This is a genomic window from Puia dinghuensis (assembly GCF_014642875.1).
Lineage (GTDB): Bacteria > Bacteroidota > Bacteroidia > Chitinophagales > Chitinophagaceae > Puia > Puia dinghuensis.
On the sequence record NZ_BMJC01000007.1, the window covers coordinates 1 to 22,863 of the forward strand.

General features: G+C 55.4%; 21 protein-coding genes. 11 read left to right on the top strand and 10 right to left on the bottom strand.

The genetic code is table 11. The features are described from left to right. A partial coding sequence (locus IEY39_RS27145; RefSeq protein WP_188937585.1) for an ABC transporter permease occupies positions 1–378 on the top strand: 378 nt, incomplete at its 5' end. A gap of 37 nt (positions 379–415) precedes the next feature. On the opposite strand, the gene IEY39_RS27150 is transcribed toward IEY39_RS27145, so the two are convergent. From IEY39_RS27150 to IEY39_RS27160, 3 genes are all read right to left on the bottom strand, one after another. Further along, positions 416–1,009: a PD-(D/E)XK nuclease family protein gene (locus IEY39_RS27150; protein WP_188937587.1), complete on the bottom strand. Its 594-nt coding sequence runs from the start codon at positions 1,007–1,009 to the stop codon at positions 416–418. 348 nt (positions 1,010–1,357) lie between these two features. Further along, positions 1,358–1,654: a T9SS type A sorting domain-containing protein gene (locus IEY39_RS27155; RefSeq protein ID WP_188937588.1), complete on the bottom strand. Its 297-nt coding sequence runs from the start codon at positions 1,652–1,654 to the stop codon at positions 1,358–1,360. A 439-nt stretch (positions 1,655–2,093) separates the two neighbouring features. Then, positions 2,094–3,317: a T9SS type A sorting domain-containing protein gene (locus tag IEY39_RS27160; protein WP_188937589.1), complete on the bottom strand. Its 1,224-nt coding sequence runs from the start codon at positions 3,315–3,317 to the stop codon at positions 2,094–2,096. Between the two features lie 451 nt (positions 3,318–3,768). Between IEY39_RS27160 and IEY39_RS27165 the strand changes: the two genes are divergently transcribed. Continuing rightward, on the top strand, positions 3,769–6,177 hold the full coding sequence (locus IEY39_RS27165; protein WP_188937590.1) for an ABC transporter permease: 2,409 nt from the start codon (positions 3,769–3,771) through the stop codon (positions 6,175–6,177). Positions 6,178–6,255: 78 nt separating this feature from the next. Further along, positions 6,256–6,597 carry a hypothetical protein gene (locus IEY39_RS27170; RefSeq protein WP_188937591.1) on the top strand — a complete coding sequence of 114 codons (342 nt, stop codon included), beginning with the start codon at positions 6,256–6,258 and terminating at the stop codon, positions 6,595–6,597. A gap of 68 nt (positions 6,598–6,665) precedes the next feature. Here the strand turns inward: IEY39_RS27170 and IEY39_RS27175 are convergent, their stop codons facing one another. After that, a complete protein-coding gene (locus IEY39_RS27175; RefSeq protein ID WP_188937592.1) occupies positions 6,666–7,490 on the bottom strand; it encodes a hypothetical protein in 825 nt (274 codons plus the stop codon). A gap of 527 nt (positions 7,491–8,017) precedes the next feature. Further along, complete coding sequence (locus tag IEY39_RS27185; protein ID WP_188937593.1) at positions 8,018–8,248, bottom strand: hypothetical protein; 231 nt, start codon at positions 8,246–8,248, stop codon at positions 8,018–8,020. Between the two features lie 221 nt (positions 8,249–8,469). On the opposite strand from IEY39_RS27185, the gene IEY39_RS27190 reads away from it, so the two are divergent. From IEY39_RS27190 to IEY39_RS27200, 3 genes are all read left to right on the top strand, one after another. Then, a complete protein-coding gene (locus tag IEY39_RS27190) occupies positions 8,470–8,679 on the top strand; it encodes a hypothetical protein (RefSeq protein ID WP_188937595.1) in 210 nt (69 codons plus the stop codon). Between the two features lie 540 nt (positions 8,680–9,219). Continuing rightward, complete coding sequence (locus IEY39_RS27195; protein WP_188937596.1) at positions 9,220–11,271, top strand: hypothetical protein; 2,052 nt, start codon at positions 9,220–9,222, stop codon at positions 11,269–11,271. Positions 11,272–11,411: 140 nt separating this feature from the next. Then, complete coding sequence (locus tag IEY39_RS27200; protein ID WP_188937597.1) at positions 11,412–11,969, top strand: ORF6N domain-containing protein; 558 nt, start codon at positions 11,412–11,414, stop codon at positions 11,967–11,969. Positions 11,970–12,067: 98 nt separating this feature from the next. Here IEY39_RS27200 and IEY39_RS27205 read toward each other — a convergent pair whose 3' ends face one another. The 3 genes from IEY39_RS27205 to IEY39_RS27215 form a co-directional block, all read right to left on the bottom strand. Then, positions 12,068–12,652 carry a class I SAM-dependent methyltransferase gene (locus IEY39_RS27205; RefSeq protein WP_188937599.1) on the bottom strand — a complete coding sequence of 195 codons (585 nt, stop codon included), beginning with the start codon at positions 12,650–12,652 and terminating at the stop codon, positions 12,068–12,070. Positions 12,653–12,732: 80 nt separating this feature from the next. Then, positions 12,733–13,716 (bottom strand): hypothetical protein, encoded by a 984-nt coding sequence (locus tag IEY39_RS27210; protein WP_188937601.1) that lies wholly within the window; start codon positions 13,714–13,716, stop codon positions 12,733–12,735. 295 nt (positions 13,717–14,011) lie between these two features. Next, a complete protein-coding gene (locus tag IEY39_RS27215) occupies positions 14,012–14,926 on the bottom strand; it encodes a hypothetical protein (RefSeq protein ID WP_188937603.1) in 915 nt (304 codons plus the stop codon). 264 nt (positions 14,927–15,190) lie between these two features. On the opposite strand from IEY39_RS27215, the gene IEY39_RS27220 reads away from it, so the two are divergent. Further along, positions 15,191–17,551 (top strand): glycoside hydrolase family 31 protein, encoded by a 2,361-nt coding sequence (locus IEY39_RS27220; protein ID WP_188937604.1) that lies wholly within the window; start codon positions 15,191–15,193, stop codon positions 17,549–17,551. A gap of 102 nt (positions 17,552–17,653) precedes the next feature. Here IEY39_RS27220 and IEY39_RS27225 read toward each other — a convergent pair whose 3' ends face one another. Both IEY39_RS27225 and IEY39_RS27230 read right to left on the bottom strand, forming a co-directional pair. Then, on the bottom strand, positions 17,654–18,052 hold the full coding sequence (locus IEY39_RS27225; RefSeq protein ID WP_188937606.1) for a type II toxin-antitoxin system VapC family toxin: 399 nt from the start codon (positions 18,050–18,052) through the stop codon (positions 17,654–17,656). 698 nt (positions 18,053–18,750) lie between these two features. Beyond that, positions 18,751–19,365: a hypothetical protein gene (locus tag IEY39_RS27230; RefSeq protein ID WP_188937608.1), complete on the bottom strand. Its 615-nt coding sequence runs from the start codon at positions 19,363–19,365 to the stop codon at positions 18,751–18,753. A gap of 296 nt (positions 19,366–19,661) precedes the next feature. On the opposite strand from IEY39_RS27230, the gene IEY39_RS27235 reads away from it, so the two are divergent. The 4 genes from IEY39_RS27235 (at position 19,662) to IEY39_RS27250 (ending at position 22,862) form a co-directional block, all read left to right on the top strand. Next, on the top strand, positions 19,662–20,927 hold the full coding sequence (locus IEY39_RS27235) for a 7TM-DISM domain-containing protein (protein WP_188937610.1): 1,266 nt from the start codon (positions 19,662–19,664) through the stop codon (positions 20,925–20,927). Between the two features lie 254 nt (positions 20,928–21,181). Next, positions 21,182–21,688: a phage tail protein gene (locus IEY39_RS27240; protein ID WP_188937612.1), complete on the top strand. Its 507-nt coding sequence runs from the start codon at positions 21,182–21,184 to the stop codon at positions 21,686–21,688. Positions 21,689–21,719: 31 nt separating this feature from the next. Then, entirely contained in the window at positions 21,720–22,226 is a 507-nt protein-coding gene (locus tag IEY39_RS27245) for a phage tail protein (protein ID WP_188937614.1), read from the top strand. 111 nt (positions 22,227–22,337) lie between these two features. Continuing rightward, positions 22,338–22,862: a phage tail protein gene (locus tag IEY39_RS27250; RefSeq protein ID WP_188937619.1), complete on the top strand. Its 525-nt coding sequence runs from the start codon at positions 22,338–22,340 to the stop codon at positions 22,860–22,862. The last annotated feature ends 1 nt before the right edge of the window (position 22,863 follow it).

Sequence of the window (22,863 nt, forward strand, 5' to 3'; positions counted from 1 at the left end):
GAGATCATGAACATTGCCATGGGGGTCGCGATCTTTATCTCCTGTATGGGGTTGTTCGGGCTGGCGGCCTTTGTTGCCGAGCAACGGAGAAAAGAGATCGGCATCCGCAAAGTGATGGGGGCAACGGTGGCGGATATTGTAACGATGTTGTCAAAGGACTTTGTGCGGCTTGTCGTGATGGCCATTCTGATCGCCTCGCCGATCGCGTGGTATTTTATGCATCGATGGCTGCAGGATTTTGCCTATCGCATCCCAATATCGTGGTCGATTTATGCGATAGCAGGTGCTTGCGCGATTGGTGTTGCACTGCTGACTGTGAGCTACCAGGCTTTTCAAGCAGCGACCACCAATCCGGTGGAAAGTCTGCGGGCAGAATGATTTTGAACTTGTTGGGCCAAGTCGTGACTAATACAACTTATTTGTCAAACCAATAAGCATCAAATAAATCATTGCCTGTTTCATTCATTTCCGCAATGTCTGCTATATCACTGATTGTAAGAAATTTGTATTGATTATCTCGGCACCATCTTTTTTCTTGCTCGTAGTTTTTCCTACAATCATCACACGTAATAAATAAATTTACAACTTGATAATCGGGAAAAGTACTCTCAACATGTGTCTTTCCCTTTTCAAGTTGGTGTTCCTTTAATGGAGAATACCATTTATTTTCAATATTCAGTGCGAATTTTTTGGGTTGCAGATTATTATCATCAATTGTAATCAGTGCGATTAAGTCAACACCTCCGTTTTGTCGTTTTGTTTCTACTCTGGTTACTTTAAAGTTTTCTGAAATTTTCTTGTCAAGAGCAAAACTGTCTTTTCTGTTATGTCCGTATAGAAGCAGGAATACCGCCTTCTTCGCATATTCATGTACGCGTACATTTGCATTACGGTATTTATCTTCTGCGCATCGCAATGTCCAACTTAAAAAGAAATCTTGCATGGCTTCGTAGCCATTGTCAGTTGGACCTTCTTCATCATAGTTGAAAAAAATGGGTAATTTATTCATATAGTTAAAGTATTCTGTTATTTAAATGTTTCTCTAAAAATTGAGAATTTATTTTGATTCTCCATTTGAATGGGGATGAAATTTGTGGGGCAGCGGATGAATCAACAAGCGGTCGAATTTGCCGGAATGCGTTAGGGATCGCAGCGGCAGCCCGGAGGCCGAGTCGTTAGGCGAGGGCGAGGACTAGAGTGGAGAGCCCGACCCGCCGCTTCGCATTGGTTTGCGGCGGCGGGGAACGCCCGGATGAAACCAGGTTGGACCCTGCCTAAAAAAATATCCGGCGTTAGACAACGCCGGACCGCTTGATCCCAGAGGCCATGGTAGGTGCCCGCAGCGGGGCTACCATAGTTAGTTTTTAAGAAGTTTGAAGGTGACCCCATCGATGGTTAAATAATAGAGCCCCTGGGGCAGACCCGAGACCGGGATCTGCGTGTTGGTTATACCGCCCGGATATTCCTTCGCCCACAGAGCCACGCCCTGCTCGCTCGTCAGGATGAGATGAGTGAAGGTCTCCGCGGCGGATACACTGATCGTATTATAAAAGGGATTCGGATAAACAGTCACCACAGGGCGTACGATCGACTTTGCCGAAAGGACCTGGACGTCAGACCAGCTGTCGGCTTGCCCATCGCTATGTAACCGCAACAGGTAGTAGGTGGGCCCATTAGCAAAGGGTCAGGGCCGATTGGAATGAGGCCGGCCGAAGGCCAATCATTAGCGCCATCGGTGTCGGTGCCGAAGGCGACGGTTTGAAGAAGAGGGATATTGGCAGGCATCAGCCGGAGGTGGGGGGGATGGTGTTTTTAGAAAAATTTTCCTTACTTACAAGTAAGTAAGTACCGTGGTGGATGCGTTAGGGATCGCAGCGGCAGCCCGGAGGCCGAGTCGTTAGGCGAGGGCGAGGACTATAGTGAAGAGCCCGACCCGCCGCCCCGGCCATTGGCCCGACGTTGTGAGCGGGGCGGCGGGGAACGCCCGGATGAAACCAGGTTGGACCCTGTATAAAAAAATATCCGGCGTTAGACAACGCCGGACCGCTTGATCCCAGAGGCCATGGTAGGTGCCCACAGAGGGGCTACCATAGTTAGTTTTTAAGAAGTTTGAAGGTGACCCCATCGATGGTTAAATAATAGAGCCCCTGGGGCAGACCCGAGACCGGGATCTGCGTGTTGGTTATACCGCCCGGATATTCCTTCGCCCACAGAGCCACGCCCTGCTCGCTCGTCAGGATGAGATGAGTGAAGGTCTCCGCAGCGGATACACTGATCGTGTTATAAAAGGGATTCGGATAAACAGTCACCACAGGGCGTACTATCGACTTTGCCGAAAGGACCTGAACCACAGACCATGTGTCGGCTTGCCCATCGCTATGTAACCTCAACCGGTAGTAGGTGGGCCCGCTAGCAAAGGGTTTTTCATCGGTGTAATTATATATCCATCGGCCGGAAACTGATATCGATGCGCCGGAACCGGAAATTGCTGCGCCTGAACCGGCAGGAACCCCTGAACCGGCGAGTACCGCCGCCAGATCTGACCAATCCTTACCATTGTGCGATCGCTCGACAACAAATTCCCCGGGCAGCCCGCCCTCAGCCGTTTCCCAGGTGAGTTGGTTAGCTCCCCCCTGCCGAACCACGGACCACTGCTCCAACCGGACGGGCAGCACGGCGGGAAGGCTATAGGTGATATTGAGGGTAACGAGATCGATGGATGCGCCAGGAACGAGATCGGTACCAAACAACACTCCACCATTTATGTTAGCCGACACTTCAACCCCAAAGCTGGCTGAGTTGACGATGACGGTTGACCATGTTGTGCCTCCCCAGAGATCAGCAGCCGAACCATAAGTGGCGGTCGCATAGCTGGTTGGCCACGCGAGGCCGCCTGCAGCACGGTTGACGCTGGTGACACCGGGACCGACAAGTTGGACGATGTTGTCTGTCACCGATCCGTCCAGGGTTACACCGGCGAGGGTAAGGCTAAGGTTCGACGACTCTTTTGTGACGCCGGCCTGGATGCCTAGTATGGTCGAGCCGGCGGGTATGCTGAATCCAAAATTGGTTAGCCGCAGGTAGTCGGTGTATCCGGTATAGGCCGAAAGAAGGGCAGAGCTGGTGGCGGCGGAGCCGCCGGCTGTCAAGGCTCCGTTGGGGTTATTCCAAATGAACGATGAGCCACCCAGCGAAACATCGGCGGCTGTCCCCGGATTAGTAGGCCCGGTGCTGCTGGACTGCGCCAGGCACGGGCTGACCTGTAGTATCCATAGGGTAAGGAAGAGAACAGGGTGTAGGAGACGGTTTTTTTTCATGAATGGCGGATTATAAGGGTAACTTCAGGCATATGCTGCCCGTTGTTATTAATGGTTGAATAACTTCAGGACGATAAGCAATCAGGCCGGTGTGTGCCGGTTGTTGTTAAGGGAGTGACGTTGCCCGGTCGATTCGGGACACCAAGAAAGTTGAGCCTTTGGGATGGTGCGATCTGGGATTAGCTGCTCTGGGGTATGCGGGCTACTAATGAAATGCTACTAATAAAGAATAGTGTACGAGAGGCTAAGTGATGCTTTGGAGGAAGGTCTAAAGGGATGCTTGCGAATTGTACTGCAAGGAAACGCTGATTTTTGCTGGAATCAAAACGGATGGTAATAGTAGAAATACGATTTAGGGGTTTGCACTTAGTTCGAACTAACTACATATAATTAAAATAAGGACTACATTTTATTAGAATAAAAACTACAAATCAATCTAAACTGCCTGAGTATGATACGAAACTGGTGGCGCACTGCGCTGCGTAATATGGCGCGAAATAAGACGGCTGCCGCGATCAATATTTTTGGACTGACGGTAGGTTTGTCGAGTTGCTTGCTGATCGCGCTGTTTATCCGGCACGAGCTGAGTTATGACGATTTTGAGGTGAAGGGTCCACGCATCGTTCGGGTGATAATGGAGTACCGCTTCGGCGGCGGCGGGGACATGACGCGGGGTAATTTCACGAGCACGAAGGTGGCGACGACGTTTAAGCGCGTTTTCCCCGAGGTGGAGTCGGCGGTGCGGATGACCAACCGGCCGAGGATCGTGAGTTATCGCGACAGGTTGTTCTCGGAAGAGAGGTTTATGTTCGCGGACTCGAGTTTTTTTGGCGTGTTCAGCATGCCGTTGTTGAAAGGGGATGCCCGATGGGCGTTGTCGGGGCCAAAGAAAGTGGTGGTGACGCAGTCGACGGCGCGGCGGTATTTTGGCGATGAGGAGCCGGTGGGGCAGTTGCTGCGGATCGGGACAGATAGTGCGATGTATGCGGTGACGGGGGTGATGGCGGACTGCCCTTCGAATTCACAATTCAAGTTCGATTTCCTGGCGTCCTTTTCTTCGCTGTATGCCAACCAGGATGATACGTATTGGGATGCTAATTACGGGACGTTTTTGTTGTTGCACTCCGGCGCTTCGCTGCCGGGGCTGCAGTCGAAGGTGACGGCCTTTATGAAGAAGGAGATGGCAGGCCAGGGGGCGGAGGTGAATTTCCTGCTGGAGCGGTTTATGCGGATCCACCTGTACTCGGAGTTTGTGGGCTTTGAACCGGGGACGAGTATCGTGTATATCTATATATTGGCGGGGGTGGCGCTGTTGATCCTGGTGATCGCTTGTTCGACGTATATCAATCTGAGCACGGCGCGTTCGGTTGACCGGGCCCGGGAGGTGGGCGTTCGTAAGGTGATCGGTGCGGGACGGGGACAGCTGTTCTGGCAGTTTATCGGCGAGTCGTTGCTGCTTTGCCTGATCGCAGTGGCGCTGAGCCTGGGGGTGGTGCTGCTGGTGTTGCCTGCTTTTAATCGCCTTGCCGACCGGCAGCTGCCCGTGGCGTCGCTCGGCTCGCTGCCCTTCCTGGGGGTGGCGCTGGGGACGGGGATAGTGGTGAGTGTGCTGGCGGGGAGCTATCCGGCGCTGGTGTTGTCGCGGTTTCATCCGGTGAAGGTGTTGAAAGGGGCGTTTAGGAATACGCGGAGCGGGCAGGGATTGCGGCAGTCGTTGATCGTGTTTCAGTTTGTGATCTCGGTATTTCTTATCGTTTCGACTTTTGTGATGGGGCGGCAGCTGAGTTATATCCGGCATAAGGCGTTGGGTTACGATCGGGATCATGTGTTGGAGCTGCCGATGAACCGGAGCCTGCTTTCGAGCATCGATTATCTCAAGACGGAGATGAAGCGGAATGCGGATGTGGTGAGTGTGAGCACCTGCGCGTCGTCGCCGGTGACTATTTATGGGGGGTATAATATGCGCAACAGTCAGATGCCGGCCGATCAGCAGTTGTCGGTGTATGGGGATCCGGTGGATGCGGATTTTATCCGGACGACGGGGTTGACGCTGGTGGCGGGGGAGGGGATAACGGAGCAGGATATAAGGGATGCGCATCCGGGGGAGGGGCCAGGGGCTGATACGATGAAACAGCCGGTGTTCCATTTTGTGTTGAATGAGACGGCGGCGCGGGAGTTGGGGTGGACGCCGCAGGAGGCGGTGGGGAAGCGGATGTTTATGGACGAGAGCCGGCCGGGTTTTGTAAAGGGGGTAGTGAAGGATTTTAATTTTCAGTCTTTGCATACGCCTATAAAGGGACTGGTGCTGTTTCCGCAGTTTCGGGCCGACCGCCTGTTGGTGCGTATCACCGGCGAGCATTTGCCGCAGACGCTGGATTTTTTGCAGGCGACCTGGAAGCGGGTGGCGCCGGGTGTACCTTATGAGATGCATTTCCTCGACGATAGTTATAACCGCATCTATGCTTCCGAGCAACGGCTGGGGACGGTGATGAATTTGTTCTCGGCGATAGCGATCGTGCTGGCCTGCCTGGGGCTTTTTGGGCTGTCGTCGTATGCGGCCCGGCAGCGGGTGAAGGAGATCGGGATACGCAAGGTGCTTGGTGCGTCGTTGGGCAGCCTGGCCTTTTTGCTGTCGGCGGGTTTTGTCAGGCTGGCGCTGGTGGCGATAGTGATCGCCTTTCCGCTGGCCTGGTGGGCGATGTCGCGCTGGCTGCAGGATTTCGTGTATAGGACGACGATAGATCCATGGGTGTTTGCGCTGGCGGGGGTGCTGGTGATGGCGGTGACGCTGGCGACGGTGAGTATCGAGGCGGTGAAGACGGCATTACTCAATCCGGTGAAGAATCTGAAGGTGGAGTGATTGATCATCAGTGTTTTGCGGTGGCATGATAATCGCATTGGTATATGGGTAATCCGATTGTTCATTAAACTTGTAATCATGAAAAAGCTGATTTTTTTAATGCTGTGTGCGGGCATCGGTTTTGTTGCCCGGGCACAGACGACCCAAGACGTGAAGGACGATCAGGCGAGGAAAAAAGAGATGAAAGACCTTCGGAGCGATGTGCGCGAGCGCAAGGCTGCCAAGGACAAGGAGAATAAAGACCTCGCCCATGTTAAGATCAGGAAGGCGATGAATGATCACAAGGTTGTCGCCAAGGAGAATAAGGACGAGCATGCCGACGCCAGGAAGTTAAAGGACCGGGGCGTGGATCATGCGATCGCGAAGGCGAAGAGACAGAATAAGGTCCAGGATGATAACCGTAAGGATCATACGCAATAGTGGAATAGCGTAACGCGGCCAGCGGAGGTTCGGATGCTGTGAGCGCCGGGCCGGGGTTTGGCGGCGGATCATGGTTTAGCACGGAGGCGCCAGGTGGCCTGCATTTTGGGCACCTGGCGCATTTTCTTTTGGAGATCGGGGCCGGCGGCAGCCATGAGGTGAGGAAGGGTGCTGAGTTGGGTGTAGTCGGGCCGGGCCTCTTCGTCGACGATGAAGCCCATGCGGGTGAAGAAGTCGGCTGCGGCTTCGAAGTCGCGGAATTTCTTTTCCTCTACTTTATGTTGTTGGAGAAACTGTGCCAGTTGGTCGCTGGTGTCGATGAGCGCGGGGTCGAGATCCTGTTGGATGTAAATATCGGCGGTGATCCAGTAGCCGCCGCGGCGTTGGAGGGCGCCCAGGATGTTACCGCAGAGTTGCACTTTTTCGGCGTCGTCGAGATAGACGAGGAGGCCTTCGTTGAGGATGAGCAGCGGGCCGGGTGGGAGCCGGTCGACGATGGTGTTGAAGGCGGCGGTGTCGAGGGCGTTGAGGGGTTGGATCTCGTAGTGGCCGGTGCGCTCGGGAGTGTTAGCGACCGCGGGTGATGCCTCGAAGGCGTCGACGAATTGTTGTTTGGTGGCGATGAGATCGGGGAGATCGGTATCGATGTAATAGACCGGTTGCTCGTGGCTGAGGGCCAGGCCGCGGAAGGAGAAGCCTGAGGACAGTTCGAGCATATTGGTGATGGGCAGACCGGTCATGAGCCGGTTGATGCTCCAGTAGCGGTGTTCGAAGTGGATGACGCGCGCCCAGAACATAGGCTGGCGATTTTCGATCTCGGGACTGAAGGGTTTTGGGGCAATGAGCAGTTCGGCCGCCTGCCGGGCGAAGGGGATGGAGGTGAGGCCCTTCAACAGCAGGAGGGAGTAGGCCGAGGGGCTGATGGTGGCGAAGTTGCGCTGCAGTTCGATAGGTAGTTATTTTTCTAAAATTACGCAATTGAGTGGAAGGGTCTGTGAACGGAGAATTAACTATTCCTTAAATGCGGGATCGACCTTATCGCCTTTACGCCCAGCTCGAATCCCAACGACCGCTATTGGCTCACAGACACCGGTAAAGAAGGTGTCTTTTATCTATCTCGGGGGCAACGGTGAGTATAAAGACGATTGTGAAGGGGGTGTAGGGGGGCGGGATGGGGTGGCCCTCACCGTTGAGGCCGTGGTGTAGAGGTCAGACGGCTTTCAGGAGCTGCAGTTCTCTTTCGACTTCAGCGGTTAGCTCTTCGGGGGTGGGCAGAACCAGGGTGTATTTTACCAGGGTCTGATCTTTTTCGGTGCATAGCACAATGCCGATGGTGGGATTATCGCCTCCTGATGCATGCAGGTGCTCCAGTTGTTATCGGCTGCTTCCCTGATATAGTATTGCCGGGCATCTGCATTTGCTACTGCCTGAAATTCCTCACATTCGCTTCTGTAAAGCCTTTACCGAATTCCTTGTGTCTGGCTTCAACTAATATTTTGCGGATATCTTCGTATAAGTGGGGAGTCGCGTCGACGAGTAAGATGGCCTTGAGCGGCGTCATCGACATTGTAGTTAACCTTTCTCCATGAGGCAGGATCGAGTAGGTGGCGCTCAACTTGACGGTATCCTCCAGCCAATCCTGGGGACGCACTTACCAAGCAAGTATTCATGTAAGAGAGATGAGGAAAAGTGTTCTTACCACGGCAGGGAGGGGTTGATTTTTTGAGTTTGGAAGTTTTGTATATACAAACCATAATTTTTGGGCATTAGGCATTGAAGGCTTGGCAGAAAAGGTTGAAAATGAAAAATTTCGAGAGAAGACCTCTGACTGGGGTATTGAATTTCTTGATTTGTATATACAAAACTTGAAATTTGCGCTTTGCAACCCCTATAAAAGAGAGGGTGAGGCCGAACGTCCGCCTCTGGCCTGACCGGGATGAGCCGCATTTCATTTTCCTGATGGATGAGATGAAGTGTAAGGGGAAGGACCAGTTTCTGCCTTACGCACCCGCCGCACTGCGGCCCAGCCGGATCGTCCATATTTCGAACATCCGAGCGCAAGCGATGGGGTCCGAGCGGTAGAGAAGGCATCCGAGTGAAGCGAAGGGGTCCGAGCGGTAGAGAAGGACCCGAACGAGACGGACCGTGACGAAGCAGGTCCGGCGAAGTTCTAAGCGAGAGGCCGCAACGGTGTTGCGGGCCGAAGCTCTAACGAGAAGGGCCGTGTCGAAGCAGTTCCGACGAAGGTCTAAGCGAGGGCTCGGAGCTTCGACGAAGTTCTCGTCCGGCCTGCGGAGAAGCCCGAACAAGGCTAAGGCAGAGCAATTCAAATTGCAATGAGCCAGGAAAGAAGCAAGGAACTGCCGCCCACAGGTCTTGCCGGAGCGCGTTAGGGATCGCAGCGGCAGCCCGGAGGTCGACGAGACAACCGAGCGGTAGCGAAGGTTGCGACCGAGGAGAACCGTGGCGAAGCAGGTTCGACGAAGGTCTGGGAGACCGAGGACTATAGCGAAGAGCCCGACCCGCCGCTTCGCTTTGGTTTGCGGCGGCGGGGAAAGCCCAATGAAAAATGGCATTTGCCGCAGCTTTTTTTAGTTTTGCAGGCAAACCATAAACCTTCCCATGGCAATTACTAACCTTTCCCCACGAGACAGGATCGAGCAGGTGGCCCTCACTTTTTCCGGCGGCGGTTTTCGGGCCGCAGGCTTTGCCTTGGGCTGCCTTTCCTATATGGAGGTGCTGCCGCTGGAGAATGGAGAAGTGGCGCCGGGAGGAGCAGCGGCGTCATCTATGGCGGAGGCGGGCGGGAGTGCGGGAGCGTCTGTGGGGGCACCGCGAGGGAAGGAGCAGCCTTTTGCGGCTTCGGTGGGGTTTATCGCGTCGGCCTCGGGCGGGACGATCACCAACCTGGTGTATACGGTGGCGCAGCGCAAGGGGCAGCCTTTTCTTACCGTGTACAAGATGATGCACGAAGAGATGCTGATGGGGACGAAGATCGTGGATGAAGTGTTCCGCATCATCGGCGAAAAAGACTGTTGGACCAACCGCGAGCAAAAGAGCCGTAACCTGATCAATGCTTTTTCGCTGGCGTATGACCGGTTGTTGTTCGATCATGAGACGTTTGGGGTTTTGATGCGGCCGGCGCCGGAGGACAGGAAGGTGGTGGAGGGGGTTTGTGTGAATACGACGGAGTTCAGGAATGGGATGCTCTTCCGGTTTCAGAATGAGGGAGTGGCGGGGAACGCTTTTCTGCGATTTCGGAAGAAGGCCGGGGCGCTGGATCATATCCGGCTGGGGGATATCCTGGCGGCATCTTCGTGCTTTCCGGTGGGCTTCGAGCCAATGATGTTTCCGCGGGATTTTACGCATGCCGGACTCAGCGCGGAGGTGCTGCAGGAGGCGATGCTGGTGCGGAACAGGCGGGGGCGCGGGAAGGCGGAGGATGGAGAGGCGGGGGATGCGGTGGCGGGCGCGGGCGTGAGGGGTGCGGCGGACGCGGCTCCTGGCGTGGCGGGCGCAGAAGATGATGCGGTTGGGGCGGGTGATGGAGATGGAGCGGATTCGGGGAAGGTGGGAGCGACTGCAGCGACGGATTCGGGGGCTGGGGCGGAGGCGGCAGATGCTGCGGGGGGCCTCTGCTTTGCCTTTATGGACGGGGGCATCGACGACAACCAGGGCATCGATTCGCTGATGCGGGCGGAAGAACGGATGCAGCGCCGCAACGGGTTTGGCTACGATCTCTTCCTCTGCTGCGACGTCAGCAGCAACTATACTGACGGATATGACTTCCCCCAGGAGAACATGAAGAGTTGGTGGCAGAAGGGTTCGATGGGCGGCTATGCGGCGGCGATGGTGTTGCTGCTTGTCTTGTCGCTGTTGGGCATCTTCTACCGCATCGTGCCGGGGTTGGCGTATGCGCTGCTGGGGATCAGCGGTCTGCTGACGGCGGCAATGGTCGCGGTGGTTGTAACGGCGCTGAGGGCACATGGCAAGGCGAAGGCACGGAGCAATACGTTTGGGATCATTTTGTTTCAGCATATCACGATCTTTTTGCGGCTGCGGCTGAGCGTGATCTTGCAGATGATCAATTCTCGGGCTTCTTCGGCCGGATACCTGGCGGCGGTGGTGTTTCTCAAAAAAATTCGCCGGATATCCTACGACCGGCTTTTCAATAACATCTCGGAGTTGAAGTTGGCGGGCGGCGACACGGGACTGAAGCATTGGTCGGACTTCGCGTTGCAGAATGCGATCTACCTGCTCAGCACGCGCAACGATAGCCAGCGACATACCGATCTGCGGAATGAACCCTGGTTTGCGGCAGACCCTACCATTATCCTTGGCGACAAGGCCATTGCACTGGACGATCTGATGGAGCCCGGCGCCGCGGTGCAGGAGGTGGCCGATATTGCGACGGAGATGGAGACGACGCTTTGGTTCGACAAGGATCAGATCGCGGCCGGCCGGCCGGCCGCACTTATTGCGACGGGACAGTTGACGACGTGTTATAACCTGCTGCGATGGGCTTTCCGCTTCGACAGGAAGGACGCTTATTGGCAGGCCTTACAGGACAGGCTGGTGGCGGACTGGATGAAATTCAAGGCGGATCCTTATTGGTTGTATGATCAGTATGGGGCGACGGCGTGCATCGAGGGTTTCAGGGAGATGCATGTGTGAGAGGGAGGGGATTTTTTTTGCTCAATATAACTAATATAATTAGTGTATTTAAACTAAAAATATTGGTTTTTTGTCTTGCTTGTGCTATGTAGTACGAACAGCAACTATTACAAATTACGAAAACCTTAAAAACCGATCTTATGACAAAGGCAATAGGACTCGCAGAAGAGACGATTATCAGTAAGATTTATCTGATCAGGGGACAGAAGGTGATGTTGGATAGAGACCTGGCAGAGCTATACGGAGTAGAGACGAAGGCATTAAAACAGGCCGTTCGAAGGAATATGAACCGCTTCCCTCCTGACTTCATGTTCGACATGACTGTCAAAGAGTTAGAAAATTGGAGGTCACAAAATGTGACCTCCAAAGAAGATAGGCAAGGCCTTCGATATGTCCCCTTTTGTTTTACAGAACAAGGAGTTACAATGTTATCCTGCATTTTGAACAGTGATAGAGCTATAGCGGTAAATATCCTGGTCATACGAGTGTTCACCAGGATGCGGGAGATGTTGATGACCCACAAGGATATCTTTGTAAAATTGGAGCAGATAGAGAAAACACTGCTAAAGCAGGACATCCGGATGAATAAGCACGAGGAAGATATCCAGATGATCTTCGAGGCAATAAAAGAGCTGTTCGATCCTCCGGTCGAACCACGGCCCCGCATTGGCTTCCGCCGGGCAGGGGAAGAAGATTAAATCCCAGGAAGGTTATAACCAGGAAAATAGGAGATAGCTTTGGCCGGCCACGGGACAAGGCCTGCGGTATACGCCGGGCCACGGTGCGTTTGGAGGGTTCAGAGAGATGCATGTGTGAGAGCACTGTAGAGTTGGCCACGGCCGAAGGTGGAGGGACGGGTGTTGCCTTTCTGGATCGGGGTCCAGCGGGGCGGGGAGAAGAGGCGGGGGGCGGCGGTGAAGCTGAGGGGGTAGGGAACCCAGAGAGGGACCGGGGTGTCGGAATCGTATTCGACGAGGAGGAAGATACCGCCGGGTCGTAAGGCGGAGTGGAGTGTTTGCAGGAGTGCAGGTTTGTCGCGGACAAAGTGCAGGGCATTGGCCATGAGGATGCCGTCGAGGTGTTGCAGGTGGAGATGGCCGGTGACGAAGTCGGCTTCGCGGGGATGGATGTGGACGCCATTGCTTGTTGTTTGGCGTTTGATGTCGGGATGGAGGTCGATGGCTTCGATGGCGCTGTCTTTGGGCAGGAAATGAGCGAGTGCGAGAGTGAAGGTGCCGGAGCCACAGCCGAGGTCGGCCCAGCGGGTGGGGCCCGGCTGTGGGGCTTGCGGGAGATTGCCCGGGCCGGTGGACGGTGGGTACGCCGTAAGGTTGCGTAGCCAGGCATTGTCGATGAGGGAGATTGCTTCGCGGTGCGTCATAGCAGCGAAGGTACGACCTTATATATAGTCAGGAAGCTTGATAAGGCCGGCATAACGCCGGCCTTATTGTGTTGCTGGGCTTAGCGGAAATAGATATCCACCTCACCGCCGGGGCTGGCATTGCTGACGACGACGGCTCTTTGGGCCGAACCGCTGACCTGTTGGACGGGTGTCCAGCTGATGCTGGCGTTGGTAGAGCCTTGCAGGATCTGGATGCTCTTCATGGCAATGTCGGTGTTGGGGGGGTACATGGTGCCGGGGCTGGTGACGCCATACGACTCGAGGGTCTCGGCGGCCCAAAACGCCTGGGGAACGTTGTTGACCTGGAGGGCCGACGCCGACGAATAACCGGTGAAGGAGGAGTTGTAGCTATAGTTACTGCCCGACACGGCGGTCTCTTTCATCACCCCGGTGAGGGAGGCGCCGGCACTGACTCTGACGAGGCTGCCGAAGAAGGCCTGGCTGCTCGATACATACCAGTTGGTGATGGCCCAATATTTACCGCCACCGGCCGCGGAGGGACCCCATTGCAGCACGGGTTGAATGATATACGATGACGCGGTAGTGCCATCCTGCATGCCATTGAACAGGAAAAGGGTCTGGCTGCCCCTGTTGGCCGGAAAGCTGGGAACTACCCAGTTGGTGGTGAAGCTGGTGATGGCGGCGCCGGTGTTGTTCCAGAAGGCATAGGCTATCCAACCCTGGGCTTCAGGTACGCGGCGGGTGGGTGTGATGGTGACGGGGCCGAAGTCCTCGATCGTGCGGCCGGTGCTGGTTTCCATTTTTTGCAGGCGGCCATTCTCGACGCTGAGGTGGTAGCCCGGGGCAATGTAGTGAACGCTGCTGCGGGGCATATAGCCGGCAGGAGTGATGACGAGGTCGCTGGTGGCGGATGAGGGTGGGGGTGCGGGCGTTGCGGTTTCTTTCCGGCAGGCGGCGAAGACGATAAGGGCGAGGCAGACCGGCGCCCATCGACGGAGAAGTAATGAGGCGAGTACCCATTGGCGGAGGGGCAGGGACAGGGATGCCTGTGGCCGCCCGCGGCGGTGCATGAGCTTTTTCATGTGATGTGGTTTGTATGAAGAAATAGAATTGTCTCTCGGGCTGCAAATGGTGACAGTGATGAGACCTTGGGTGTGTGGAAACAAATGTAATGGATAGACGAAGGGAGCGCAAGTTTGGGCGGAGGAATTTGACCGCGGTAAGTATTTATGGGGAGGCGGCTGCGCCGTATGGGCGGGGGCGGGCGCCGGAGGCGCTTGCAGAAAGGGGCCGGCGCGCGGTAGCGCGCCGGCCGGGCCGCGGCCGGGGTGGATGTGCCGGCCGAGGTGGATGTGCAGGTGATGGAGGTTCAGTATATCACCGGAAATAAATATCTACTTCCCCACCGGGGCTTGCATCACTGACGACGACGGCTCTTTGGGCCGAGCCGCTCACTGCCTGAACAGGCGTCCAGGAAATACTGGCATTGGCGGCGCCTTGCAGTATCTGGATACTATTCATAGCGATGTCGGCGTCGGGGGGATACATCGTGCCGGGACTGGTGACACCATAGGACTCGAGCGTCTCGGCGGCCCAGAAGGCCTGGGGAACATTGTTCACCTGCAGAGCTGACGCCGATGGATAACCGGTGAAGGACGAGTTGTAGCTATAGTTGCTACCCGAGACGGCGGTCTCCTTCATCACGCCCTGGAGGGAGGCGCCGGGGCTGACGGTGACGAGGCTGCCGAAGAAGGCCTGGCTGCTCGAGACATACCAGTTGGTGACGGCCCAGAATTTTCCGCCACCGGCGGCAGAGGGACCCCATTGCAGCACGGGTTGAATGATATAGGAGGTACGGGTGGTGCCATCCTGCATTCCGTTGAAGAGGAAAAGGGTCTGACTGCCCTGGTTGGCCGGAGTGCTGGGGACGACCCAGTCGGTGGTGAAACTGGTAATGGCCGTGCCGGTGTTGTTCCAGAAAGCATAGGCTATCCATCCCTGAACTTCCCGTGAATGATGAGCAGGGGTGATGGTTACCGGGCCGAAGTCTTCGATCATCCGGCCGGTGCGGCTTTCCATTTTCTGCAGCCGGCCCTTCTCGACGCTGAGGTGGTAGCCGGGGCCGATGTAGTGAACGCTGCTGCGGGGCATATAGCCGGCAGGGGTGAGGACGAGATCGGTGGACGGAGGAGCGGTGGGTGTCGACGTTTCTTTGCGGCAGGCGGCCAAAAGGAGAAGTGCAAGAGAGGCGAGGGCCCATTGACGGAGGCGCGAAAGCGTAAATGTGTTCATGAAGGTTGGTTTTGATGAAGAGATACAATGGTGATTGCGGAGGGTGCGGAAGTGGATGGGATCTACAGGAGGGTCTATTTAAAAATAATAGGAAAATGGAAGAGATGCAAGAGGCGACGCGGAAAAGAGTGAGAAAGCGTCGCGGGGGGCGATGCAGGTATGACTGGCCTGCATCGCGGACCATGCTGCAACCGATTGCATTTTTTGATATAAATGTTTTATATTTGGTAGCCCAATACATTAATTCTACTCAAAAGTCATTGTATGCTAACGATTTATGCTAAGCAGACCTTATTTGTTCTTCTCCTTGCCGTGGTTGCGGCGGCACCGGCGCAGGCCTCCATCAAATCGTGGACGAAGGACGGCGACGCCGTAAATTTTACGCTTGACATCGGATCGATGATCATCCGCGTTTGCCAGTCCGATCTCATCGAGGTGAAGTATACCATGCTTCCAAGAATGATGCAGAAGCAGTCGCTCGTCGTGAACAACCGGTGGGGGGCGGAGACCGGCTTCACGGTGACGGAGGACGGGAATACGGTGGTGATCACGACAAAGAAGCTGAAGATCATGGTCGACAAGGGGAACAACGCCATTACTTACAACGACCTCAACGGGAATACGATCCTCGCCGAGTCCGGCTCGGATAACAAGACAATGACGGGCACTGTAGTTGCCAATATCCGCACCTATTCCTGCTCCACCACTTTCTGGTCGCCGAGGGATGAGGGACTCTTCGGCCTCGGCTGCCATCCGCTGGATTCGCTCTCGATCAATTATAAAGGTCGTAACCAGGATCTGCTGATAAAGTATTTGACAGGCGCCATTCCGGTGCTGCTGTCAACGAAGGGTTATGGCCTGCTATGGGACAACTACTCGGCGTCGAAATTTATCGGCGAAGACCCGGCGAAATACAAATATGTGTCGGAGAGCGGAAACATGGTCGATTATTATTTCTTTTACGGTCCGGATTTCGATCATATCGTTACGCTGTACCGCGACGCAACGGGCCGCGCGCCGATGTTTGGCAAGTGGGCCTATGGGCTGTTTCAGAGTGAGGATCGCTATAAGTCACAACAAGAAGTACTGGCCGCAGGCGCCGGCTATCGGAAAGCCCATATCCCGGTAGATGTGGTGGTGCAGGACTGGTATTATTGGGAGCCGCAGCCGATAGGCTGCCATATCATGAACCCGACACGTTATCCCGACCCGAAAGCGATGGTCGACTCGCTGCATAACGAACATCTGCATGCGATGATCTCCATCTGGCCGGTATTCGGCTCGGGGACGAACGACTACAACGCGCTGAAGGCGATGGGCGGGCTCACCCCCATCACCTGGGACAATGTCGTGACACATACCTTCGACACCTATTATGATGCACACAATCCCTCCGCGCGGCAGCTGTATTGGGAGCAGGCGCGGGACAGCCTGATCAAACGTTATGGCTGGGATGCCTGGTGGATCGACCAATGTGAACCGGATAACGGGTCGCTGCTCGATGCACGTCGCGACGCGCAGTTCTTTACGGGCAAGGGTATCGACTTCTTCAATACCTATGCGCTGATGCATACGGATGGTATTTATAAAGGCTGGCGCAGGGACATCCCGGGCAAACGGGCTTTCTTCCTCGCCCGGCAGTCTTTTGCAGGGGAACAGCGCAATGCGACGACGCTGTGGTCATCGGATATCGAGTGCACCTGGCATTCCTTCCAGGACCAGGTTCCGCAGGGAATCAGCGCCTGTGCATCGGGCATCCCGTATTGGACGTCCGACATCGGTGGTTATCACTACCACTGGCAGGCGCCGGATTGGTCGCGGCCGGAGATGCGGGAGCTGTTCACCAGGTGGTTTCAGTTTGGGGCGTTCTGTCCGATCTTCCGCATCCACGGAAAGGGCGAACGGGCGTTGTATTCCCGCAACTGGGATGAGGCGACGCGGAGCATTCTATTGAACTATGACAATCTCAGATACCGATTGCTGCCTTATATCTACTCCCTCGCCGGCAAGGTGACGCAGGATCAGTATACGATGATGCGGGCGCTGGCCTTCGATTTCAGGGAGGATACGGCGGTGTATGGGATAAAAGATCAGTATATGTTCGGGCCGGCGCTGCTGGTGAACCCTGTGACGGCGCCCGGGGCTACGAGCCGGAGTGTCTATCTGCCTCACGGCGGCTGGTATGATTTCTGGACGGGGAAGCGATTGGAAGGCGGCGTTCGGATGGATGCCGATGCGCCGATCGGTACGATGCCGTTGTATGTTCGGGCCGGGTCGATCGTGCCGATGGGCCCCGAGGAAGAGTATGCGACGCAGCGGCAGGCAGATACGCTGGAACTGCGGATATATCCGGGGGCGGATGGGAAGTTTGTGCTGTATGAAGATCAGGATGAGGGGTATGAGTATGAGCAGGGAGCGTTTGCGACGACGACTATCACCTGGAAGGATAAGACGCGTACGCTGACGATCGGGGCGCCGAAGGGCAGCTTTCCGGGGATGCTGAAGAAGCGGGTGTTTAATGTGGTTGTGGTGGGGGATGGTGTTGGTGCGGGTGAGGCGGCGGCGAAGGGGAAAATAGTTAAGTATGCGGGGTTGCCGGTTAGTGTGGTCTTCGCGGGTAAATAGGTGTGCGAAGATGGCCTGGGCTTGCTCCGTTGGCCCGCAGGTGCCGCGGAGACCGGGTTGGGGTCGACGGATTGTGTCAGGGTCAGGAGATAAAAGGACAAATCATTTTGTCCAATCCTCAATCCTGATACTTTTCATCCTTTCCAAATGACCGACATTGTTGGTTATCAGCGTTAGGCCATTGGAGATAGCGGTGGCGCCAATTAACAGGTCAAAATCATCTACTGGTTGCCCTGCTTTTCTTAACCTGGCTTTCTCCTTGGCGTAAATGTCGAGAGATGGAAATATGGGGATGATGATGACACCGGTCAAGAAATGTGATAGGGTGATGCCATTTTTTTCTTTAGCTTGGCTATTCTCTACTCCGAACTTTAATTCCGCCAATGTGATCTCTGAAATGAAACAATTTTCGGGTCCGGCCTTGTGAATTTTGTTCTTTAGATCGAAAAGGCCCTTCATGAAGAAGATACAAATGTTTGTATCCAGCAGGTATTGCTTCAAAGTCCTTCGATTTGTCTGTTGAACGTCCTGCTATCTCGTATGCCTTTTGCAATTTCTTCCGCAGACTCGCTCCCGATCCATGCACCAAAGGAAGTGTCAAAGAGATTTTCCCTGGGCTTAATCTCTGATTTCAAGCTTTGAGTAAGCTTAGAAATTATGTCCAGTTTCGCTCCCGGGCTTAATGTTTCCAGAAACGCTAAATAGTTGTCGAGGATATGGTTATTGATAGATGCCATTGCCTTATTTCATCAAATTTACTGTTTCTTTTTGGAAATTCGAAGGATTATGCCAGGCAATGCTGTACGAATACCATGGCCAAGTTTAAGGTAAGCCGCGCATTTTGCTCAATTGCATATTCTTTCCTTGGATGAGGGCTTGCGTTAGGGACAGAAGCGGCAGCCCGGAGGCCGAGTCGTTAGGCGAGGCCGAGGACTTTAGCACAACCGAGCGTCAGCGGTTGCGACCGAGGAGAAGTGGGTCCGAGCATTAGCGAAGGACCCGAACGAGGAGAAGCGAGGGCTCGGAGCTTCGACGAAGTTCTAAGCAGCTTCGACGAAGGTCTGCCCGACCCGAAGTGGAACGCGTTAGGGACAGAAGCGGCAGCCCGGAGCCGAAGGCGAGGACTATAGCGGATGGCCCGACCCGCCGCCCCGGCCGTTGGCCCGACGTTGTGGGCGGGGCGGTGGGGAACGCCCGGATCATCGGGCCAATTCGAAGGTTGAATATCCTTTTATCGAACTATAGGCGAAGAGGCCGAGACCCAGAACGGCGGCGATCGCCAGCAGCAGGCCATAGGGGGGCGCGGGGGCAGCAAACGCCAGCGTTCCGCACACTGATCCGGCGACAAAGAACCCCGTTGACAAGAGCTCGCTGCGATAGAATCGGCTGTGGACGTTCTTGTAGGGTGCGAGCACCGCCATCAGCTTCTGACAGATGCCCGTAAGCTTCACCGTTGCGCCGGCATCCTGCAGCGCCATATACAAATAATTATCCTCGATCTCCTTGCTGAAGGAAAGCTGGAGGACAAAGGCCTTCTCATACGATCGGGTTTTGACGACTTTGGCCAGTTCGATGATCAGCCCATCCATCTTGTTGTGGAAAGTGAAGTCGCGGCACTTGCTGATGTTGCCATAATTGATGCGATCGTCGCCGTGGATGATCGTAATAGCGGTATTCTCTTCGATCTTGAAACCGGCCAGATCGGGTGAAAGCGTATGCGAGAGCGTTTGACAGAAAAATGCGCTGAGGTCGCGGGTCAGCTCTTTTGTAATGGTGTAGCTACCCAGCCGTCGTTTGATGTCGTGTCTTTCCATGGTTGTGAGGTTTTAGAGGAAGAGACAGGCGGGCTTTAAGAGGGAGTGACAAGTGGGTCTTAAGGGCGTGGACAGGCGGGCAAAGGCAAAAATAGAAAGGATACCCGGCAGGTCCTAATTGATGGACGAACCGGCTTTTTTGGCGTTCAAACCGGCATTTTGCATGCACGAGCGCTCCTTTGGGGCGGTAGCGGGCGCAGGGGCGGGGCGGGGAGCCCGAAAAGCAGGAAAATAGCAGCGAGAATACGTGTTTTTAGGTATTTTACGCAAAGCCGGTTTTCGGTAACTTACTAACCATGACCCCTACATCCTTGACCGCAATCCTAGCCTGTGTTATTTCCGTCAGCGCGGCGGCACAATCCGTCAAGCCTGTGCTGTATCTCCGGGAGCACAACATCGAGCACCTGTCCGAATACTATACCTATTGGCTTCAGCCCTTCGATGAGCCGGGGCAGCCAGAGCTGGCCGACGCACAATATCGCCGCGGCGCTTTTGTCTACGGCGATTGGCATAAACCGCTGAAAGTGAGCGGCGCCCGTCAACGGCTTTGGGTACGCATGACCGTCGTCAATACCGATAGCGGCAACAGCCATTTCGTGTGGAGCTGCCCTGATTTTGTGGATGCAGCTACTCTTTTCCGCAGCACTCCCATCGGATTTGTCAAAGTATCCACCGGCACTTGCTGGGATATTGCAAGCCGCAGGGGCTTTCCCACGCGGCCACTATGCCTTCCCTTTTCGCTGGCTTACGGGGAGATGACGGCGCTTTATCTTGCCATAGATGAGCACAGCGACACGCGCAGTTTTTTCCTGGATATTCAACCCACGGCCGATCTTATGCAGGCCGAACAGCGGTTCGTCTTCGACCGGCATTGGTTCTGGTTGTTTGGGCTCTATGTGTTCGGCTGCGTTTTCAGCCTGATCCTCTTCGCGGCGCTGCGCGACCGCTTCTATTTATGGTCGTTCGGGTTTGTGCTGTTGAGCACTGTTTTCCTGTTGATGGAGGATAACCTCGACGGGCTTATCCTGCCTCAATGGTTGTATACGGCGATCCGGCATGTGGGGCAGTACAATTTCCTGCTGCTGGGTTCGGCCACGGGTATCCGGATGATGCAGGCGTTTGTCCGGCAACGCGTGAGATCTCCCCGCATCTATTCCATCGGAACAGGGTTGATAGGGCTTTCGTTGCTGTATGTATTGTTCACGATCGTGCTGCAGAACAGGTTTCCCCTTGCCCGGCTAACGGCCAGCCCGCTTATCAACTGGGGACGGGCCGGTGTCATCGGCGTCAATCTTACCTTTACCATGGGGTCCTTGCTCCTCGCGGCGGTTCAACGGAACCGGGCCGCGATATACTATGGGATCACCTTTTGTTTCTTTTTCTTTTCGGGTGCGCTGTTCTTGTGCGATCAGCTGGGGATCAGGAGCTTCAACCTGATGCAACCCAATGTGCTGGCCTGGGGTCTATTCTTCCAATTGCTGACGCTGAGTGTGCTGCTCACTGGCCGCTTCCGGTACCGGACGGCCCGCGCGGCTGTTCGGGCGGTTCGGGCTGCGGCCTAAGGTGTGGGTTGGCGTGATGGCCGAAAGCAAATTTGGGTTGCGGGTGTCGCTGGCGCGATGCCGCGGAGCCGGGGATGGGGCCTAAGGTGGGGGTTGGCGTGATGCCGCGATACCGGGGACGGGGGCCACATGCCCACCACGGTGAGGCCTACGCTCACATACAAAATCCCGTAGTTGACATACATCGAGCCCTGGCTCGCCGGAAGGCGGGCTATTTTTATGCCCGAACGGTCTGAAAACCGTTGACACATACTATGGCAGACGATATTATTTACATCGGCGAGATAAGGATGTACGGCGGCAGCCAGGCGCCTGCGGGCTGGGCCTTCTGCAACGGTGCGCAAATAGCGACCTCGGACAACCCGGAATTATACAGCCTCATCGGCGATACCTATGGCGGGGACCAGACGTATTTCAACCTTCCCGATCTGCAGGGCCGGGTGCCTTACGGCCTTGGCGGTACCTACAACCTTGGGGATTCGGGTGGTCTCGAGACGGTGACGCTGACACCGGACAACATGCCGGCGCATACCCACCCGGTGATAGCTGCCTCCTCCGGCGGCAGCGATGATCCCGAAGGCAATTCCTGGGGTACCAGCACCGGAGTGAATGTCTACGCCGATGTGAGCACCGCTGATCTTACCATGAACCCTGATTCCATCACCACCGCAGGCGGCGGCCTCGCGCATGACAATATGATCCCCTTTCAGGTGGTGTCCTACATCATCGCGCTACAAGGAGTATACCCGTCAAAAGGATAGGCCTTCGGCGAAATCCAAAATCAACCCTGTTATGGCATATCTATCGGAACTACGGATCTTCAGTTTTGGCTTCGCGCCCAAAGGGTGGGCGGTTTGTGATGGCAGCCTGTTACTTATCAGCAAGAACCAGGCGTTGTGGACGCTGTTGGGAACGACCTACGGAGGTGATGGTGTGACGACGTTCGGGCTACCCAATCTCCAGGCGAGGGTGCCGATGCATGCCGGCGGCGGCATCGCGCTCGGGATGACGGGCGGGGAAGAGTTGCATCAATTGCAGCTGACGGAAATTCCGAACCACACGCATTTTGCGGCCGCCAGTTCCTTCCCGCCGGATGCTAACACCCCCGATGACAACTACTGGGCTTCCGACACGGGTGCTACGCCCTATGGACCGCTGGGGAACCAGGCCATGTCGGTGAGCGCCTTGCTGCCGGCGGGCAATAATCTGCCGCACGAGAACCGGTCGCCCTACCTGGTGCTGACGATCTGTATTGCGCTGCAGGGAATATTTCCGACACACGGATTTTCGCGCGGATAGCGGCCTCCTGTGAGGCGGCTATCGCCGAGGGATGCTGTCGCCGGAAGCGGCTGCCGCCGGAAGCGGCCTCCTGTGAGGCTGCTGTGAAGCACACTATTTAAAAATAGCTATATGGCATACATAGGAGAGATTAGAATGTTCGCCTGCAATTTCGCGCCGAATGGATGGAGTACTTGCAACGGTCAGGTGATACAGGTAAGACAAAACCCCGGTCTTTATTCCGTGTTGGGGAAGAATTTTGGCGGCAGCGGCAACGTCTTCATGCTCCCTAACCTGGCCGGGGCTGCCGCCATGAATTGGGGTACTGGTAAAGGTTTGTCCCCGCGGACTATCGGTCAGACGGGTGGCGAGCCGTTCGTGACCTTGATCATGAGCGAACTGCCTGCGCATACTCATCCGGCGCAGGCGGCGGATACAGGCACCGCCAGCAACCCGGCGGGTGAAGTATGGGCTGCTGCGGGACAGGAGCGGCCGATACCGAATTTCTATTCCGACAATGGTTCCACTACGTTGGCGATGGCTAATGTCATCCAGCCGGTGGGTGGGAATATGTATCACAATAACCTGATGCCTTTTCAGGGCGTCAATTTTTGTATTGCGATGCAGGACAATTTGCCCGATGAGAGTAATACTTAAT